The following is an 18806-nucleotide window of genomic DNA, read 5'->3' on the forward strand; positions in this document are numbered from 1 at the left end:
AGGAAGGGACCACGTTTTTCAGCGTGACAGCTATAACAGGTGTCATTAACGGTTGGTTTAACTAAGGCGTTTTCACTCATTGAACCGTGGGGAGCATGACAATCAATACAGGTCATTTGGTCCCATTTCATTGGGTGTGATGAGCGCTTGTTCATGTCGGCTTTTTCTTGGGTGTGACATGAAGTACAAGTGTCATTAACCGACAGTTTATCTAATGCAGGATCTGTGGCTGCGTGAATGGTGTGACAATCGGCACAGGCAATTTCTTCAAGATTATGGGTGCTGGTATGCCATGCCATTTGCTCAGGGTCGTTATGACAGCCTTGGCAAACGGTGTTTTGGGTTGGGGCAGACAATTTGCTGTCTTTACCAAAAGCAATCATCGGCTCTTTACCGCCACGGTTATGGTTACCTTGAGGGCCATGACAAGCTTCGCACTGTAGGCCTGCCATAGGTGAGTCGCTGCTGGCAATGTTACCGTGCACGCCATCAAATATGTCCATGACGGTTTCATTTTTACGGTGACAGGTTAGGCAGTTGTCGGCGCCTTTAGGGGAGTAGTTGCCTTCAGCGAACTTCTCAACTAACTGTTGTTCTAATTGTGTTGAACTGAGGTCATCCCATGGGGTGGCATTAGCTGTTAAAACGCTGCCACCAAATAACAACAAGGTCAATAATCTGGAATAACATTTACTATGTTTCATCGTGGCACCTTAATAATTTTAACCAATCTACACATACCAGTAACTAAATATATTTTACTTTTTACCTGTGTATATTTCGCCTTTTATCGTTTTCTAAAAAAAACATTGTTTGAACTCGGTCACAAACAATTTAAATGTAAAGGCAAAAAATAATGGTTGTTTTATAGTATTCACAGGAGGTGTCTATGATTAAATTTTTAGTAAGACCAGCTTTAACAGCTAAAGCAATCTTAAATTATTGCCAAGATAATAATGTTATATTGCCAGAAGAGTTTGATGTAATAAGAAGTTTGTCTGATGATGATTTAATCAGTAGCAGTGCTCCCATTAAAATGCTGGAATGTATTGAGCAACAAACAAATAACGCAGAGTTTTTTAGCGAACTAATGAAAGTATGCACAGACACTTGGCTGCAAGCATTTTATCGAATGGTACCCCCGAGAAATGATGCCGATATGGCTTCTCAGCTGGTTGATTTCTATGAAAATATTCATGGGATGAGAATTAATCACAATTGGAGTTTAGTGGAAACGAATGAGACAGTTAGTTTAGTCTCTAAGTCTGCTTTATATGGGAAATTTAATGACTTATTACTTTATAGTTTTTTAATTAAAATGATGAGTCAGCCAAATATTTCTGCCACAGGAACGATAACAGCAGAGTTCAGTTTAAAGAGTGAAGAGTATTTAAAGTATTTAGATTTTCCTGTTGATACAAAATTCGGCACGAATGATACAAATGTGGGTAAGTTTGTGTTTTCTGTTTCTAAGTTGTGTGATAGTAAAGTTTATAATCCGATGTTTCTAAGTAAAAGAATTACTGATTATGATTTGCTTATAGCGGCAAGTAATATGATCCCAATTAATAAGCTTAATATTTCTTCTTTGGCATTTATATTAGGTATTTCACCACGTTCATTAACAAAAGTGGTTGAAGAAATGGGAATATCACTTAAGACATTAATTAATAATGTTAAATATAAAAAAGCGCGCAGATTATTAGAAATGAATAATGGCAATATTAAGCTGACCGCGTGTGATTGTGGTTTTACCGATCAGGGCAGATTAACTAAAATCTTTAATCAAACTATGGGCATTTCCCCAAGTGAATTCTTGCTTACTAAATAATACCTTAGCGGCGATGAGTTACTGGTGAATCCGTTAGTGATTCACCAGTGGAGCCGCATTTGCTACAGTCCTAATCACTTCAACTAGTATCACTTCAACTACTATCGTTTCAACTACTATCGCAGTTAACATTTACCCATATTATATTGCTGTTTACGCTGTTGCTTGCGCTCAGATTCTAAACGCGCCATGGCGGTTAACACTCGTTGGCTGTTGTCTTGTAGGTTTGAGTTGGCGTATTGCGCATCATCTCTAATGGTTTGTGCATAATGCACTGCCAACGACATAATTAACTGCTCAGGTTGTGTCAGCAGTTTATGTTCCAGCTCCTTAATAAACATCAATAAAAAGCACTGAAACAAGGTATCAAAAACCTGCTCCATATCCATGCTGTAATGTTCATTTTTAGGCTTGGGCGGTAATTCGATCATCGCGGCTATGAGGCTGCACACTGTCGAGCAAGGCGTTGCGCCGACAAATAACTCACCAATGGCCTTATCTTGGGCAAAGTACAATTGTAATTGCTGGGCAAAGTCTGCTTTGTTCCACTGCTGGGCGACGGATCGAATGACACTCATAAGCTTTTCCTACTAGCGAAATAAACGCATTGGCATTGGGATGATATTTAATGTCTTAGCTAATACGTTTTCAAAATCGCTTGCTAGTAGGGCGATACCCTTATAGAAATCGGTTTCAGCATGTTTTATAGCGAGTTCGTGACAGCGACCTGACCATGGCAACATGTGTTGTTGCAATAACACCATAAGCGCTTCTTTAGCTGGCTTATTGTCTGGCTCATCAATTAATTGCTGCAGTAATTGATCGATAACCGCATAGAACAAAGCGATATGGTCTACGGGTTGGTTAAATTTCAACTCGAAGCTAATGCCTAATTGCTTGTAAAAGTTCATTAGGCTAATGGTCGAGTCGTCATTGAGGATTTGTTGCTCGCCTAGGTAAGTTGAGCCCCAAGGCATAGCATTAGGCTCACCGGGACCAAAATAGAGCTGGCCGTAATCAAGCTTAATGTCGTTGATTTGTTCTGGGTGCCATTGTGAGAAGAATTGGCCTAATAATGACTTACCTTGCTTATTGGCCTCAGAGTCTTGTAGTGCAGGCCAAGTCAGGTTTAATTGATTGCTGACAAAATACTGGATTGAATCCTCGGTTGGATAGTCCAATAAAACGTTATGCAGTAAACGTGCAATAGCTTGTAGCTCTAAGTAAGCATCATGAGTAGTCGCGTCTGTCATTATTTCATTCCTGTTAAAAGGCGCCCCGAAGGGCGCCATTATTTAGTTATACTTCTGCAAAATTGAGAATGTCACCTTGTTGGCCGCCATTTCTATTCGCTTTTATTATTAAATTAGGTGAAGTAATACCTTCTGGTGGTAGGGGTGCGATATGGGCATCACCATTACCATATTTAGCTTTAATGTTTTCAACGGTATCAAAGTCCATTGCGCGCATTGGACAAGAGTCAACACACATAGGCTTACGGCCTTCTGCTAGTCGGTCGTAACAGCCATCACACTTGGTCATCACTTTACGTTCTTGGTCTAATTGCGGTGCATCATATGGACAAGCTCTGGCGCAGCTACTGCAGCCAATGCATAAGTCAGTTGCCACATGGACTAAGCCGTCTTCACGACGTTTATGCATCGCACCCGTAGGACACGCCTTAACACAAACAGGCTCACTGCAATGGTTACAGCCAATTGACACATAGTAGCTAAACACATTTTGCTCAAAAGAGCCTGTGCTTGGGTCTACATTCCAGCTGCCACCGCCGTATTCATAAACACGACGCCAATTAACGCCATTTAATGCAGGTACACCGCCTTCTGTTGGCTTATCGCCTTCGCGAATAATGCCACTTTGACGGTCTTTACAAGAAATATGGCAGGCTTTACAACCTGTACATTTAGTCGTATCAAGGTAGAAACTGTATTGAGTTGATTCGGTCATGGTAGCCTCCATTAAATAGCTTTACGAATTTGAACACGGTTTGTGTGCTGTGGGTTGCCTTTTGCAACTGGGCTTGGTGCATATTTAGTCAGCGAGTTAATCGCGCCGCCAATATCAATCACTTTACCAGTTGAACCTGTACGACCATTTGGATCGGGAGAGAACCAAGCGCCTTGACCTAAAGCCACAATGCCAGGAGCAACACGTGGAGTGATACGTACTACCACTTCAATTGAGCCGCGTTCGTTATACATTTCGATTTTGTCACCAGAAGCCACACCGTATTCTTGGGCATCAATGGCATTAATCCATACCGCATCTTCTACCGCTTCACGTAACCAAGGTACGTTGTGATAGCTTGAGTGAGTACGACCTTTAGTGTGATAACCCGCTAATTGCAGTGGGTAATCTTCTTTAGTGTCTTCATCTTCGTAACCGTCCCAAGTCACTGTGTACTGTGGTAGTGGTGTGATGATGTCGCCTTTGTACTTGTCTTGTTCCCAGTTCGCTGCGCGCCAAGCAAGTTCAGCTGAATAGATTTCAATTTTGCCTGATGGCGTTGATAGTGCTTCGCCGCCATTGACGAAGCTTTCTAGTGCCACGTGACGATTATGAGTGTTGTTACGGAATAAACCGATGTCCTGTGCTTCTTTGTACGTTGCTGGGAAGGCTGGTTTGATATCTGCGTTACCGGCATTTGCTTTCGTTTGCTGATAAAGCTCTTCTAACCAATCATCTTCAGTTTTGCCTTCGGTAAATTCGGCGCCAACACCCATAGCATCAGCAATCATTGCTGATACTTGGTACATTGACTTACAGTCCCAAATTGGCTCTACAGCTGCTTTCATTGCAGTAATATAGTCAAGCGAACCAGATGCATATGAGTCATTAACTAAGTCATTTGATTCTAACCAAGAGGTATCAGGAATGATGATGTCGGCAAATTTAGCACCAGGCGTCATCCAACAGTCACAAGAGACAATTAATTCAACGCCGCTTTCATCTTTTAAGATTTCAGCCGTACCATTAATGTCTGCGTGTTGGTTCAGTAGTGAACTGTCAGATGCAGAGATGATCACTTTGATGTTGTTTCCAAGTGGGGTATCTAAACCGTCAGTACCGGTAACACCATGAGTACGAGCCGTCATGGTTTCACCATTGTGAATCGCTTCAGACCAGCAGAAGAATGAAATCTGTTCTTTAACTGGGTTAGCGCCAGTTGGGATCCCTGCACGGTATGCGCTTGTCATGTTTGGTAGCTCACCGTTTGATGAGCCCTCAACACCTAACTTACCAGCTAATACGCTAAGCATATAAATGGCGCGGACTGATTGCTCACCATTTGCCTGACGGTTAACGCCAGCGCCTGCAACTATGTAGGGTTTTTGGGCTGCCATTAAATCGTCAGCAAGCTGTTTTATTTTAGCTGCTGGAATACCAGTAATAGATTGGGCCCATTCTGGAGTGCGCGGGGCGCGATCGCTGTAGATACCCTGCGCCATGATGTAATCATAGTAGTTATCTTCAGAGTTCATATGCTGGGCATATTCAATTTTAGTGGCATCGCCGCTGGTTTCAAACGCTAGCTTTTGAGCAAGAATCGACGCTGCATCATAACCAACAGTATGGTTATTAATGAAGTCGATACTATTGCGCTCAACCCAACCTGAGCTGATCATGATGTATGCCATTGCTTCAGCAAGCGCGGCATCTGTTCCTGGACGGATCGGCAACCAAGTGCTTTCTTTACCTAACATTGAGTCGGTATAACGCGGGTCAATTAAGGTTACTTTTAGGCCGTTGTTACGTTGCAGTGCGTTAAGGTAATCATAACCTTCACCAGAACCTGATTGACGAATTTCACTTGGGTTATAAGCAAAACCTAATAAGAAGTCACTTTGATCTAAGGTTACTGTAGAAGAACCAGCAGTGCTGCTAGTACCAAAGGTATGCTTAGCCGCTTCAATTTGCTGCGCCCAAGAGTAGTTACCGTAGTAGCTTAAGCAGCCGCCAACTAAGTTGAATAGACGGTTAAAGCAGGCGTTTGATGCAAAACCGTAATAAGCACCTGAACCGTAACTTCTAAAGATAGACTTGTTACCATGCTCAGCAATGGTTTTGTTTAGCTGGGTAGCAATAGTTGATGCTGCTTCTTCCCAAGTAATAGGTATAAATTTGCCTTCACCACGCTCGCCAATACGCTTCATTGGGGTTTTTAAGCGGTCAGTTGCATAGGTACGTTGACGTAATGAACGACCACGGGCACAGGCGCGGATTTGATGTAGGCCGTATTCATCTTCTACTTCATGATCCGCTTCAACGCGAGTAATGATGCCGTCTTGACTAAATACTTTTACTGGGCAGTTTGAACCACAGTTTACTAAGCATGCTGACCAAGTTAAGGTCTCATCAACAGGTACTTCTGGTGGTAGTGGCTCGGCATCTTTTGAGCTGGTGTTACAGCCGGTTACTGTTGCAGCGCAACCTAAAGCCGCACTCATTTTCAAGAAACTTCTGCGTTCCATTATTAAATCCTCTTACTAAAATTTTTTCAGCGCGTTGGTAACGACTACAGCAGATAGCTGAAATTCAGCATGATCTGATGGGCGTTATAATTGTGATTAAGCTCGCCTAGCGTCACCATTCCAGGGACTTCATTTGGCGATATTTGAGCATCATCGGTGTCGTAATAGCGTTCGTAGCGGTACGTCAGCTTTAAGGCCATGTCGTCACTTAAGGCGTAGTTGGCATATAAGCTGGCGCTATGGTTATAAGAATAATAATCACCGTATGGCGTGGTGCCATCACTGGTAACGTAGGTATCACTGCTTGAGTTACTGAATAGGTAATCAGCCCCTAAAGTCAGTTGATCCTGCATTAATCCGCCGTAGCTCACGCCGGCGCCCATATTGATAAATTTGTCTTCAATATCGGCGTACCAATCAGGGTCGCTATAACTTTGGCTGCCCGCTTGAGCTGAATTAATCCACTGTTGTCCGGCAAAACCATAAGCTGATAATTGCTTGCTAAGTTGTAGGTTTACATTGACGTCGTAACCGTAATCTTCTGATTCCGTTAAGCCGATAACGGTATCGTCATAGTCATCTATGGCGTAGCGTCCAGTGAAGTCGATGCTTAACCAATCAAGTGGGCTGTGATTAACGCGCAACTCGATATCGTTACGGGTTCTATCTGCAAGATAGTACTTACGCATTAGGCTGTTATCTTCAGATGACGTTAGCTCATTGGTTAAATACTCAGAGCCGCCGCGATTGCTGTGGCTGGCTTTAACATTAATATTGACCTTATCAATGGCGCGAATACTGAACTTGGCCCATAGGTTGTCTTCGTTAGTTTGTTCGCGGTCGCTGTAAGTACGTTCAACATCTTTGCGATCGTAACCTGCTTGAAGGCGATAACCACTGCTGATGCGATAACTGGCATTCACTTTATAGCTTGAGCGTTCGACATCAGTGGCGACGTTTTCTTTGAAGCTGCCACTTAAGCTATTAAAGTCGTATTGCTGGAATTCAAATACCGAGCTGTTGTTTTCACGGTTGCTGTAGTCATAACTGGCACCCAGACGTAAACGGTTGCTCAACATTGAGGTGATATTGAAGCTCGCATCAGTGGTGTCGATTTCGCCATCCCAGTTTTGGATTGGATTACCAGCCACTTGAATGAGGTCATCATCTTGAATCATGCGGCCAACAATAAAGCGCCCTGACATCACAGTGCGATTTAATTGATATTGGCCCGACAGTGATACTTGATGGGCTTCATTGTCTGGGGTTGCAGCATACAAGTCGTATGAATACGGTAAGCTCAGATCGTTAACATTATTTTTGTACTGGCTACCAAAGTAGCTCAGCTCAGTTAACCAGTTGTCGCCAGTAAGGGCGGCGCCTGCGGTAAATGAATCAGTGGTTGAGTCGACAACTAAACCAATATTTACCGGGCTTGGGGTAACAATGCTACTGCTCTTGTAACCGCTTTTATCTTCGGTTTCATAACGCAGGTAGCCTTGATAAAAATCTTGCTTAACTTTGGCACCAAAGCCCATTTTTTCACGTTGCTGTGATAGCTCAAAGGTGTATGGCTCGTCACTTGGCACCATCATGCCATCGTCATAATAAAGCTGACTTTGAGCATCACCTGACTGATAGGTGGTCAGTAATTGGTAATCGGCATCAACTGAGAATAATCCAGCTTTGCCAACGCTGACATTAGCAGAGCTGTTTTCAAACCCCAGTTGGTTAGCTTGAATGCTCGCCTGATAGCCGCTATCGCCTTGGTAGTTCACATCACCGCTAACGGCAGTAACAAAGCCGTCTTGATCAGTACCAAAGGCATTAGCAGCATGAACATCATCACTGCTAATGTAACCCGCGGCAACACTGATACTGCCGTTATAGCCAGTGTTAGCTTCACAGCGCTGACATTGATATTTTTGCTGATCAACATTAGCGGTATTGGCTTTACCTACCGCAAAGTCAGCCGCCATAGCGGGGGCTGAGGCAATCACTAATGAGGCGGTAATAAAATTAAGTTTAAAATTCATTGTTGTTGTCCTCATTTAGCGTTGCAGCAAGCTGCCAGCAGGGTGGTTAGAACCATGAATTTGGCTGTGGCAATTTAAACAACTTTTGCCGCCGCCAAAGGCATCCATTCCTGGTTGTGGTACTACGCGGCTGGCATGGCCATCATCGGCATGGCATTGCTGACAAAGCTGCGGAGCACGGTTGTTGAGCATAGATTCGTTAACGCTGCCGTGTGGGTTATGACAAGTGACGCAGTTTTCAGTCACTGGAGCATGTTCCCATAACACTGGGCCGCGCATTTCTGCATGACAGCTATAACAAGTGTCATTAATAGAAGGTTTATTTAACGCGCTTTCAGTCATAGAACCATGGGGAGAATGACAGTCAACACAGGTCATTTGATCCCATTTTAGTGGATGAGATGAGCGCTTATTCATGTCAGCTTTTTCTTGGCTATGACAACTAGTGCAGGTGTCGTTAACGGTTAGTTTGTCTAGGGCAGGATCTTTAGCTGCGTGGATGTTATGGCAATCAGCACAGGCAACTTCTTCAAGATTATGGGTGCTGTTATGCCATGCCATTTGTTTTGGATCGTTATGACAGCCCTGACAAACGGTATTTTGTGCTTGGGTTGATAACTTGCTGTCTTGGCCAAATTGGATCATTGGCTCTTTGCCGCCACGGTTATGGTTACCTTGAGGGCCATGACAAGCTTCGCACTGCAGCCCCGCCATTGGCGAGTCACTATTAGTTAAGTTGCCATGGGCGCCTTTGAAGATATCCATGACTTTGTCATTTTTGCGGTGACACATTAAGCAGTTGTCTGCCCCTTTAGGGGAATACTTACCAGCAGCGAACTTTTCAACTAATTGTTGCTCTAATTGGTCTGCTGGCATGTCATCCCATGGCGCAGAGATAGCACTAAATGAGCATAAACAGAGCGTTATGCTGATATAGGTTATGAATTTACGATACCAGTTCATCAAGTTACCTGACCTTATTAAATCAAACGTTAAAAAGTGTACTAATTAAGAGGGGGTATTCTAGGGATGTGTAGAAATCTAATCGATACAATTGAATTATCAGAAAACGACATATGTGATCCGCGTCAGCATCTTGAGTAGCAAAAACAAATAAAATAACCGCCCAATAAATGTGGATATTATTTAGATGTTTTTAGATGATAAAATATAAGTGCCGGCCAGCTGTTCACACCAAGATTGTGTGTGAATATTGCGAGTTAATTAATTTCCCATTACCTGATGAATATAACCACTTTAAATATCTTGCAGATACAGATTTGATTGGTTTTAATACCATTACTAACTTATTACGTTATATAGAATATAATTGTGACAATAAGTATTTCTTTATTGATTTAATGCAGTATTTTATTCAGCGGATCATCAAGTTTACAGATATCGACTTGTCAGCAGAGGTAAGTGATGCACAAAAGCTGCTGGCATTTACCCAATTTTATAATCAAGTATCAGATCTCAATTGGTGCAATATTGAAACGCAGCACAGTTTAGCTTTAGTGGCTAAACGCGCTCCTCAGGCCATTGCATCTAAGTATGACGACTTGTTTATTTATAGCTGTATTACACATATTTTACGTCATTCATTCAAAGGTAAGTTAAATTTAATCATAGAGTTACCTTTTGAGCGGTCATTCTATGGTGTTTATGTAGACTTGTTTGATAATGTGACCTTTAACTGTCAGTCGATGTCAGTGATAGTGGCAAAAGATGAACGAGATGTTGGCCCGATATTGACAGACAATAAGCTAATACTGCCCAGTAGCGAACGGGTAAAAGCTGCCGCTAATAGCATGCCACCGTCAGCATTAAGTTTACCTAATCTTGCCAATTCAATTGGGGTTTCAGAAAGGGGTTTACAGCGTGAACTTAGAACTGAAAACTGCTGTGTAAAAGACATGATTCAAAATACCAGAATGAATTCTATTATAACTATTTTGAAAAATAATAAAGGTAATATAAAAAAGTCAGCATATGAAAGTGGCTTTAAAGATCTACCAAGTTTTAGCCGATATTTTTCTAAATCAACAGGCTGCACGCCAACTCAATATGTGCGCAATAATATTTGCAACAATCTGTAACCAACATTTAATATAATAAGTTTAATGAGAATGGTTATTAATTAAATTAATCATAAGTAATATTATTGATTAAATTTCGCAGTTTTAGCGGCTGATTTAGCGGTTATTTAACTGTGTGTGGCTTTGCTAACGGCTAAAGTTAGCTTAGATAAATAGCACAAAATCATCGATTGTTCATAAACGTTTGCGGTTGATTATGCTATCTTTGACCTCATTTGTTATTCAAAGCCAAATAGACCTTTTATGCCAAGTATTGCTCAAATAATCGCTCAAGAACTGAATGTTCGTGAGCAACAAGTCTCAGCGACGATTAACTTACTCGATGATGGTTCTACCGTTCCTTTTGTTGCCCGCTACCGTAAAGAAGCCACTGGTGGTTTAGATGATGCGCAACTGCGAACCCTAAATAGTCGCTTAAGCTATTTACGTGAATTAGCCGAGCGCAGACAAGTTATTCTTTCTAGCATTGATACCCAAGGCAAATTAACCCCAGCATTGCAGCAAGCCATTAATGCCGCTGACAGCAAAACCCGCCTAGAAGATTTATACCTTCCTTTTAAACCGAAACGCCGCACTAAAGGTCAAATTGCTATTGAAGCTGGTTTGTTGCCTTTAGCTGACTTTTTACTGGCTAATCGTAGTATTAATCTTGAAGCAAAAGCGGCTGAATTTATCAATGCCGACGCCGGCTTTGGCGATGCGAAAGCGGTTTTAGACGGCGCGCGTTTTATCTTAATGGAACGTTTTGCTGAAGATGCAGATTTACTGCAAAAAGTGCGTAAGCATTTAAGCCAACAGGCAGTGCTTGAAAGCCGCCTAGTTAAAGGTAAAGAAAAAGAAGGCGCAAAATTTCGCGATTACTTTGAGCATACTGAAGCCATTACTAAAGTGCCTTCCCATCGGGCCCTGGCCATGCTGCGCGGCCGCAATGAAGGTGCGCTCAATTTATCGATGAATGCAGACCCTAAAGCTGAAGTGGCGCAAAGCAGTTATTGCGTGGTGATTATTGCCGATCATTTCAAACTAAAGTTTTCAGACTCGAGTGTCGATCAGTGGCTTAAAACTGTGGTTACCGCCACTTGGCGCATCAAGATTGCGCTGCAAATGGAAACCGAGTTTATTAGCCAAATGCGTGAGCGCGCTGAAGCTGAAGCCATTAATGTGTTTGCCCGTAATTTAGGTGATTTATTAATGGCAGCGCCTGCTGGCGCTAAAGCAACCATGGGCTTAGATCCTGGGCTGCGCACCGGCGTTAAAGTGGCGATTGTCGATAACACCGGTAAGTTTGTGGCCCATACCACTATCTTCCCTCATGCGCCGCAAAACGTGTGGGACAAGTCAATCCGCACTTTAGCGAACCTGATAAAAATGCATAAAGTGGAGATCATCGCCATTGGCAATGGTACCGCCTCACGTGAAACGGATAAATTAGCCGCTGAAGTGATGAGCTTTATGAAAGAGACGCATCCAAGCTTGACCAAGGTGATGGTCAGTGAAGCGGGCGCATCAGTGTACTCAGCATCAGAGCTGGCTTCTGAGGAGTTCCCTAACTTAGATGTATCGATCCGCGGCGCAGTATCGATTGCCCGTCGACTACAAGATCCATTAGCTGAACTCGTTAAAATTGAGCCAAAATCCATTGGCGTAGGCCAATATCAACATGATGTGAGCCAAAGCCAACTATCAAGCTCGCTTGAAGCGGTCGTAGAAGATTGTGTAAATGGCGTGGGCGTTGATTTAAATATGGCATCAGCACCATTATTGGCGCAGGTGGCCGGTTTAAATAAAACCTTAGCTAAAAACGTGGTTAACTACCGCGATGAAAACGGTAAATTTGAAAGCCGTAAACAATTGCTTAAAGTGGCGCGTTTAGGGCCAAAGGCCTTTGAGCAAGCAGCCGGTTTCTTACGTATTAGCGATGCTAAAAATCCATTAGATGGTTCATCTGTTCACCCTGAAGCCTACAAATTGGTTGAAGCCATTGCCAGTGCCAAGCAGCAAACTGTGGCCAGCTTAATGGGTAATAGCGAATTGTTATCCCAGCTAAATGCTGCCGAGTTTGTTACTGATGAATTTGGTTTACCCACCATCAGCGATATCTTGAAAGAGCTAGACAAGCCTGGGCGTGACCCTCGTGGTGAGTTCAAAACCGCCAGCTTTAAAGAAGGTGTTGAAGAGCTTAAAGACCTGAAGCTAGAGATGATCCTAGAAGGCGTGGTCACCAATGTGACTAACTTTGGCGCTTTTGTCGATGTAGGCGTACATCAAGATGGTTTAGTGCATATTTCGTCACTCACTGACAAGTTTGTTAGCGATCCTCACACCATAGTTAAAGCGGGTGATGTGGTTAAAGTTAAAGTGATGGAAGTGGATGTAGAGCGTCGCCGTATCGCATTAAGTATGCGCCTTGATGAAGCACTACCCACAGCGAAAACCGCTAATCAATCTAAATCAGCCAACAGCAAGCCTACACATAAAGCTAGCGGGAATAAATCAGGGCAAAAGTCAGCCCATAAACCGCAAAAGGCCCCAGCTAATGCCGCTATGGGTAATGCCTTTGCTGACGCCTTTGCTAAGCTGAAAAAGTAACACCGCTAATGTGTTTGGCTTAGGGTTAAACCAAAAAAGGCCTTAACATCGTGAGAATACTCGTGACTGTTAAGGCCTTTTTATTTTGTAAAATTTATAGTGCGACCAATTAAGCGATATGAGTCATTTCGTTTAAAATGAACTGCTCAACAGCACCTTCGGTTGCCACCATATACTCGGCTAAATGTGCGTTACCCATGTGTGCTTGCCATAATTCACGGCTTTCCCAGTTTTCATAAAACATGAAATGTGCAGGGTTTTCGTTGTCTTGATGTAAGTCGTAATTGATGCAACCGGCTTCAGCGCGAGTTATATCCATAAGTTTTAGTAGTTCCGCTTTAACCAGCTCTACTTTGTCAGTTTTGGTAATGATGTTTGCTACGATAGTTAAGCTAGCCATGATGATAGTTCCTATAATGTATCAAGTTGAATTTGGTTCAGCCCTGTTGCTGATGAAGCTATATTAGCCATTACTTACTGGTGAATAAATAGGCTGTCATTTGAGTTATTATCAAAAATTAATAGATAATCTTTTGAAGTGAATGTGTGATTGATGCTTATGGCCTAAATAACGACTATTACCTAATACAATGATTAGCGGGTAATAATGATTAGTTAGTAATCGTTCGGCCATAATAAGTGAAGACATCAAGCCCGTTAATTAAAGTGAGAGCAGGGTTAGACTAATATCAGCAGATGAGCGAGTGGCGAAGGGGTGGTGCATTGCTGGTAACATGTGGCTATGTGCTGGCCAAATTGTTTATAAAACTCATCAGAATGCTGCTTTATCTGTTGTTTAACTTCGGTTTTTTTATTGTTATCGCTGTTAATTGCAGTCGACTTAGTGGGCGTTTGGGGCTGAATGTCACGACGGCTAACAGTGGGATTATTTCTGGCTGCTACTCGCAGCAGTTGTGGCAATAAGCCGGTTAACGGTGCGCTTTGAGGTGCTTGCTGTTGTAAAGCTGATTGTTGGGATAGATGCTGCTGATTCTGTTGATCTGAGGATTGTCGCTGCTGGCGATGCTTTTCCTCTATGGTATTTAAACGGAATAATGATTCGTTTTTTTGATTTAGCGCCCGTTCATGGTGGGGCTTAGTTAACGCTTGTGGCGGTAATATTGGCTTTGCCTGCTGATTATCCGCCCGAGCAAGATCCGTTGCAACATTACTTGTTGCAAGCGGTACTTGGGGATAATTAGTGACAATTAGCATAACACTCACTTAAAAAACAAACAGTTAATGTTTAAATTATAACCAAATGCTAGCAGGTTTTATAGCCTATATTTGATGTTTTTTTATCCATGGCAATAAGCCATCTAAAAAGGCCTGTGGGTGTGAAATAAACGGCGCATGGGAGGCTTTATTGTGGACAATGTCAGTAATATTACTGGCTTGGGGTAACTGGCGGATGATGGTTCTGGGTACTAAGGCATCGCATTTGCCCCAAATACGTAACCATGGCTGGCTGATATCGTTAAGCTGGGGCCGCAAATCAACCTCTTTGAGCATATCTAAGCCTTGATCGAGTACTGCTTGGGTCGGTAAAGGTTTAGCCAACACTAATTTTTTTATCGCTACAATATCTTGTTTGGCCGAGTCACTGCCCATGGCTTGAATCGCTAAAAATCGCTCGACCGTTTTGGCTAGATTGACATTTAATTGCTGGTGAAATTGCGTGAGCACTTCAGGGGCGATCCCCGGCCACTGATTTTGCTCTTGGGCCATAAAGCAAGGCGAAGAGGCTACAGTGATCAGCGCTTTTACCGACTGAGGATGATTTAGGGCAATTTGAGTGGCAACTAAGCCCCCCAATGACCAACCAAGCCAGATGGCATTTTCTGGTAGAGCTTTAGCTAACGCCGCTGCCCATGCTTCAATATTATCGCTATTTGCTTGGCTATCACCAAAGCCCGGCAAGTCGACATAATGCACTCTATACTCTGATAATGCGGTTTGTAGCGGCTGAAAAACCGCAGAGTTCACCCCCCAGCCATGTAGCAATACGATATCAATAACGTCGGTGCTATTTTCATGAGTCATATCTGTATGAGAAATAGCTTTAGGCGTAATAGTAGTAATGTGCAGCGCTGGTGGATTCAAAGGCTAACCTCAAAAAGTGGCGATTAATAAATGATCGCTGGTTAAAACAACTGTCATACAGGATAAGGATATTCTATGGCTTGGCAACTCTCAAAACTCCTCAAGCTCAATTTGCACAATAATACAGCGCGGTTAGTTTCATTGATGGCTGCAGTGGCAGCTAACCTGCCTAACCGATGCTTGTTATGTCAACAAGATATCATTCAGTACTCTGCAGCTAAACCGCATACGGGGGTGTGTCAGACCTGCCTTGTGGCGGGGCTTTATCAGCAGGAAGTCTGTTTAGGTTGTGGTAAATCGATGCCGTTATTGCAAGTGTATTGCGGCCACTGCCAGCATATTGAACCCATGTTAGTCATTGCCCCTTGCAGTTATCATCAAGGCTTAGGGGAGTTAATAGCTGGGATTAAATATCAGCAGCAATGCGCGCCATTAGCGGCCTTGGTGCAAGTATTAGCCGTAAGGGTGATGGATTTGGCGGCCAGAGGTTTAATTCAACTTCCCCAAGTGCTCATTCCGGTGCCGCTACATCGCAATCGCTTAAAGCAGCGCGGTTTTAATCAAGCTTGGCTGATTGCTAAAGAGCTCAGTGCGCAAATTGGTATTCCGATGGACGATAGTTTATTGGTGCGCTGCGTTGATACCAAGGCCCAAGCGGGACTTAATGGTAAGCAGCGACGCTTAAATTGCGCCGATGCATTTACGTTGCAGCGAGATAACCCCTACCAGCGGGTGGCGCTTATCGATGATGTGGTGACCACAGGCACCACGGTGAATGAAATTAGCCGCTTATTTGCGGCGCACTATACCCATGTGCAAACTTGGTGCTTAGCAAGGGCTGAAGCACCGGGATTATTATGAAAGGCAGACTGTAAATTAGTCAGTTATTTTTGGATAAAATACAGCGCATTGGCGTAGACTTTTTCAGAGCCTAACCATATATTTCTAAACAAAAAATTATCTGTTAATGCCACAACATGCCCTTTGCCTTTGGGCTCAACAATCATTGCTGGGGTGTTGGCAAAAGCGCGCTGATATTCCTTAGCAAGGTAACCGCTCATCAGTGGCTCATTGGTATAGTCCGCCGCCACAATAAATGGCGTGGAAGTGAGGTTAAAGCTTATCTCACGGTTTTTCATCACTTGCAGCGGGTTAGGTAAACCAAAGTTGATTGGATGGGTTTCATCCAGTGTTAACGCCACAATGGCGCCGCCGATGGATTGTCTGGCATTTAATTTAGACTTATCCGCATAACTCATCCCTGAAGTGCTAAATAATTTATTCAGCTCTAGTCTGGTTTTAGGCTGAGACTTAAGAATATTGCGCTTATTGAGCCATACCAGCGCCCGCTTTTGCGCCACGATAGTGCCGCCATCCATTACAAATTTGCCCAGCTTTCTTGCGCTGGCATCACTGATTAAATGATAAGGCCCATCAGCCATAAAAATGTGGCTATAGCCTGATAAATCAATGCCTGCTAGTCGATTGCTGTCCACCATAGTGACAGGCGCGGCAAGCGTTTGATCAAGGTAATACCACATTTGCCCGGTTTCTGAGGCGTTAGTATCTATGCCTGTGAGCAGTAACGGCTTAATGGGGTTGATCACGCTAAATTCATCACTGCCAAGATCCATTCCCGCTAAGGTATGTGAGCTGCTTGCTGCAGTGACATCTACTTGGTATTGCGTGGCAAGCTGGCTAACAAGTAAGGCGATATTGCCTTTGTAGTTGGGCTGGCGTAAGGGAATTTGCAGGCTACCCGCTGTGAAGTCTATTGCTGCTGACTTTTTGGCGTTAGAGCTGCGATCAGGCAGGCTAAAGGGCTTTTTAGCGTATTTAACCTGTACCCCTTGGCTAAGTAATTGCTGCAACATGGGCGCCGTGGCCGCTTGTTGCCAGTCAATAATAAAGGCCACATTACTGGCGTTATCTAGCTGCTCAGTCGCCGCGACATATGGCGTGTTATTGGTGAGATATTTGGGGTTGGGTTTAGCATTTTCACTGATACTTAAGCCCAGAGCTGATTCAAAATTCCAAGTGGAAATATCATAAAAGGTTTCATCTTTAAACTCAGTGCGCTTATCAAACAATGCTTGCAATAAGTCATGCTGTGGCTGACTTTGAGGAATGAACAGGCTGTTTGACGGCTTAAAGAGTATTTCATCGTCTTCCAGCTCACGGTTTAGATATTTGAAGCTGATTTGGTGTTGCTGCAATATCGTTGCAAGCTCAGTGATATGGGCATTACCGCCATGGGCTTTGATAAGGCGGCCAGTTTGTTTACCGTCACGGGTGCGCTTACTGTTGCGAGCAAAAAAATCACTTTGGTATGTCATCAATTTTTTACGTAGCGCATGGGCGCCTTGCAGGCTTGATAGTGAAGTAGAAAATTGATTATCAATACTATTTTGCAAGGTGACCACACCATTGGGGGACTCTTGGGCTTGACCACGGGAGCTAGCTTGCTCAAACAAAATACCCACAGCGCCATTGATATCTGGGTAGGTTGAGCCTTTACCATAGAAAAAGTCATCAAACATCTGCCCGCTAAAATATGGCTGCTTAACCTCATCCAGCGCTTTACGATGATAGGCCGCTAGCTCATTGGATAACATTTGATTGGCAGGATTGGTCAGCGGATTGACTCTATCAGCGACACCAGGTTGAAAGAAGTAGGTTTGGTCTTGCCACATCTCGTGGAAATCCCCTACATAATGGGGCTGCCATTTATGGAAAAACGCCACTCTGCCTTGAGAGGCGGGGTGGCGCAGAAATAGCCAGTCACGGTTTAAGTCAGCGAAATGGTGATTAAAACGTCCGCCGGGCCAATCTTGATTATGCTCACGATGATTAGGATCGGTAATAATCACTTGGCCTCGATTGCTATTTGCCCAGTTAGCAAAGCGATCAAAACCATCAGGGTTCTGGGTCGGAGTCAGTAAAATAACCGTATTATCGAGTAATTCTTTTACCCAATCTTCATCAGATGCGGCAAGGTAATGGCTTAACGCCACCGCCGCATGGGCGCCACTGGCTTCATCGCCATGAATTGAATAGGCCAACCAGATAATCAATGGGCTTTGCTGTAATGGACCTTGTTGTTTGACACCGTATTTTACTTGGCTGCGTTGTTCGAGGATTTCAGCTAGCCGCTGTTGGTTGTCATCTGAGGTAATGACCGCGCTAAGTTGCTGGCGTTTTTCATAGGAGTAACCAGCAGAATCTAAAGAAACTCGCGAACTTTGGCTGGCTAATAGTTGTAAATAGTGATTAATTTGATCATGTCTTAAATGCCACTCGCCCAATGGATAACCTAAATATTCAGTAGGTTGGGTGATTTTTTTATTAATTTTCTCAGCCCCGAGGCGCTGCTCAATGCGGGAATCAGCCTGCGCCACGGTAAATAATGGCATACAGATAATGAAGCCGAAAAAGGTGCCTTTAGCGAGACGAGTAAACAATGCATTGAAGCTAATCATATAAGAAACAACATCATAAAAAGAAAACAATACAATCACCATAAAGTGATTAAACTTAAATCGCCATTAAAAAGCGCAATTTCTCGGTGTTTTTTATGCAACTTGCTCACTGCAGGACTACAAAGCCGTCGCAACTAGGAGTATCATAGCGCTAATTCTTACTAAATTACTCAAGT

The 18806-nt window shown here is 43.3% G+C and carries 15 protein-coding genes; 4 read left to right on the forward strand and 11 right to left on the reverse strand.

The features are described from left to right. Positions 1 to 704: DmsE family decaheme c-type cytochrome (locus BCU94_RS08560; protein ID WP_102476142.1), on the reverse strand; the 704-nt coding region annotated here is incomplete at its 3' end. 185 nt (positions 705 to 889) lie between these two features. On the opposite strand from BCU94_RS08560, the gene BCU94_RS08565 reads away from it, so the two are divergent. Continuing rightward, complete coding sequence (locus BCU94_RS08565) at positions 890 to 1831, forward strand: helix-turn-helix transcriptional regulator (RefSeq protein WP_102476143.1); 942 nt, start codon at positions 890 to 892, stop codon at positions 1829 to 1831. Between the two features lie 125 nt (positions 1832 to 1956). On the opposite strand, the gene BCU94_RS08570 is transcribed toward BCU94_RS08565, so the two are convergent. Genes BCU94_RS08570 through BCU94_RS08595 form a run of 6 tightly spaced genes read right to left on the reverse strand, consistent with a single transcriptional unit; the run spans position 1957 to position 9236 of the window. Further along, positions 1957 to 2409 (reverse strand): hypothetical protein, encoded by a 453-nt coding sequence (locus tag BCU94_RS08570; RefSeq protein WP_102439421.1) that lies wholly within the window; start codon positions 2407 to 2409, stop codon positions 1957 to 1959. Positions 2410 to 2421: 12 nt separating this feature from the next. After that, positions 2422 to 3084 (reverse strand): molecular chaperone TorD family protein, encoded by a 663-nt coding sequence (locus tag BCU94_RS08575; RefSeq protein ID WP_102439422.1) that lies wholly within the window; start codon positions 3082 to 3084, stop codon positions 2422 to 2424. Positions 3085 to 3130: 46 nt separating this feature from the next. Further along, positions 3131 to 3799 carry a DMSO/selenate family reductase complex B subunit gene (locus BCU94_RS08580; RefSeq protein WP_102476156.1) on the reverse strand — a complete coding sequence of 223 codons (669 nt, stop codon included), beginning with the start codon at positions 3797 to 3799 and terminating at the stop codon, positions 3131 to 3133. Positions 3800 to 3810: 11 nt separating this feature from the next. Further along, positions 3811 to 6324, reverse strand: a complete 2514-nt coding sequence (locus tag BCU94_RS08585; RefSeq protein ID WP_102476144.1) for a DMSO/selenate family reductase complex A subunit — start codon at positions 6322 to 6324, stop codon at positions 3811 to 3813. Between the two features lie 44 nt (positions 6325 to 6368). Next, on the reverse strand, positions 6369 to 8360 hold the full coding sequence (locus BCU94_RS08590) for an MtrB/PioB family decaheme-associated outer membrane protein (RefSeq protein WP_102476145.1): 1992 nt from the start codon (positions 8358 to 8360) through the stop codon (positions 6369 to 6371). A 15-nt stretch (positions 8361 to 8375) separates the two neighbouring features. Beyond that, complete coding sequence (locus tag BCU94_RS08595) at positions 8376 to 9236, reverse strand: DmsE family decaheme c-type cytochrome (RefSeq protein WP_277869095.1); 861 nt, start codon at positions 9234 to 9236, stop codon at positions 8376 to 8378. Positions 9237 to 9520: 284 nt separating this feature from the next. On the opposite strand from BCU94_RS08595, the gene BCU94_RS08600 reads away from it, so the two are divergent. Together BCU94_RS08600 and BCU94_RS08605 are read left to right on the forward strand one after the other, a co-directional pair. Further along, a complete protein-coding gene (locus tag BCU94_RS08600) occupies positions 9521 to 10459 on the forward strand; it encodes a helix-turn-helix transcriptional regulator (protein WP_102476146.1) in 939 nt (312 codons plus the stop codon). Between the two features lie 243 nt (positions 10460 to 10702). After that, on the forward strand, positions 10703 to 13048 hold the full coding sequence (locus BCU94_RS08605; protein WP_102476147.1) for a Tex family protein: 2346 nt from the start codon (positions 10703 to 10705) through the stop codon (positions 13046 to 13048). 109 nt (positions 13049 to 13157) lie between these two features. On the opposite strand, the gene BCU94_RS08610 is transcribed toward BCU94_RS08605, so the two are convergent. From BCU94_RS08610 to bioH, 3 genes are all read right to left on the reverse strand, one after another. Further along, positions 13158 to 13448 (reverse strand): putative quinol monooxygenase, encoded by a 291-nt coding sequence (locus BCU94_RS08610; RefSeq protein ID WP_102439428.1) that lies wholly within the window; start codon positions 13446 to 13448, stop codon positions 13158 to 13160. A gap of 278 nt (positions 13449 to 13726) precedes the next feature. Continuing rightward, on the reverse strand, positions 13727 to 14263 hold the full coding sequence (locus BCU94_RS08615) for a hypothetical protein (protein ID WP_102439429.1): 537 nt from the start codon (positions 14261 to 14263) through the stop codon (positions 13727 to 13729). 66 nt (positions 14264 to 14329) lie between these two features. Then, a complete protein-coding gene (gene bioH / locus BCU94_RS08620; protein WP_102439448.1) occupies positions 14330 to 15091 on the reverse strand; it encodes a pimeloyl-ACP methyl ester esterase BioH in 762 nt (253 codons plus the stop codon). A 204-nt stretch (positions 15092 to 15295) separates the two neighbouring features. On the opposite strand from bioH, the gene BCU94_RS08625 reads away from it, so the two are divergent. Then, positions 15296 to 16012: a ComF family protein gene (locus BCU94_RS08625; RefSeq protein WP_198589328.1), complete on the forward strand. Its 717-nt coding sequence runs from the start codon at positions 15296 to 15298 to the stop codon at positions 16010 to 16012. Positions 16013 to 16035: 23 nt separating this feature from the next. On the opposite strand, the gene BCU94_RS08630 is transcribed toward BCU94_RS08625, so the two are convergent. Continuing rightward, a complete protein-coding gene (locus BCU94_RS08630) occupies positions 16036 to 18660 on the reverse strand; it encodes a M14 family metallopeptidase (protein ID WP_157937391.1) in 2625 nt (874 codons plus the stop codon). Between the last annotated feature and the right edge of the window lie 146 nt (positions 18661 to 18806).

Source organism: Shewanella sp. 10N.286.52.C2, assembly GCF_002874545.1.
Classification (GTDB): domain Bacteria; phylum Pseudomonadota; class Gammaproteobacteria; order Enterobacterales; family Shewanellaceae; genus Shewanella.

Coding starts and splice junctions, on each gene's coding strand:
- BCU94_RS08565 (WP_102476143.1), top strand. CDS start 890: ATGATTAAATTTTTAGTAAGACCAGCTTTAACAGCTAAAGCAATCTTA.
- BCU94_RS08570 (WP_102439421.1), bottom strand. CDS start 2,409: ATGAGTGTCATTCGATCCGTCGCCCAGCAGTGGAACAAAGCAGACTTT.
- BCU94_RS08575 (WP_102439422.1), bottom strand. CDS start 3,084: ATGACAGACGCGACTACTCATGATGCTTACTTAGAGCTACAAGCTATT.
- BCU94_RS08580 (WP_102476156.1), bottom strand. CDS start 3,799: ATGACCGAATCAACTCAATACAGTTTCTACCTTGATACGACTAAATGT.
- BCU94_RS08585 (WP_102476144.1), bottom strand. CDS start 6,324: ATGGAACGCAGAAGTTTCTTGAAAATGAGTGCGGCTTTAGGTTGCGCT.
- BCU94_RS08590 (WP_102476145.1), bottom strand. CDS start 8,360: ATGAATTTTAAACTTAATTTTATTACCGCCTCATTAGTGATTGCCTCA.
- BCU94_RS08595 (WP_277869095.1), bottom strand. CDS start 9,236: ATGCCAGCAGACCAATTAGAGCAACAATTAGTTGAAAAGTTCGCTGCT.
- BCU94_RS08600 (WP_102476146.1), top strand. CDS start 9,521: ATGATAAAATATAAGTGCCGGCCAGCTGTTCACACCAAGATTGTGTGT.
- BCU94_RS08605 (WP_102476147.1), top strand. CDS start 10,703: ATGCCAAGTATTGCTCAAATAATCGCTCAAGAACTGAATGTTCGTGAG.
- BCU94_RS08610 (WP_102439428.1), bottom strand. CDS start 13,448: ATGGCTAGCTTAACTATCGTAGCAAACATCATTACCAAAACTGACAAA.
- BCU94_RS08615 (WP_102439429.1), bottom strand. CDS start 14,263: ATGCTAATTGTCACTAATTATCCCCAAGTACCGCTTGCAACAAGTAAT.
- bioH (WP_102439448.1), bottom strand. CDS start 15,091: ATGACTCATGAAAATAGCACCGACGTTATTGATATCGTATTGCTACAT.
- BCU94_RS08625 (WP_198589328.1), top strand. CDS start 15,296: ATGGCTGCAGTGGCAGCTAACCTGCCTAACCGATGCTTGTTATGTCAA.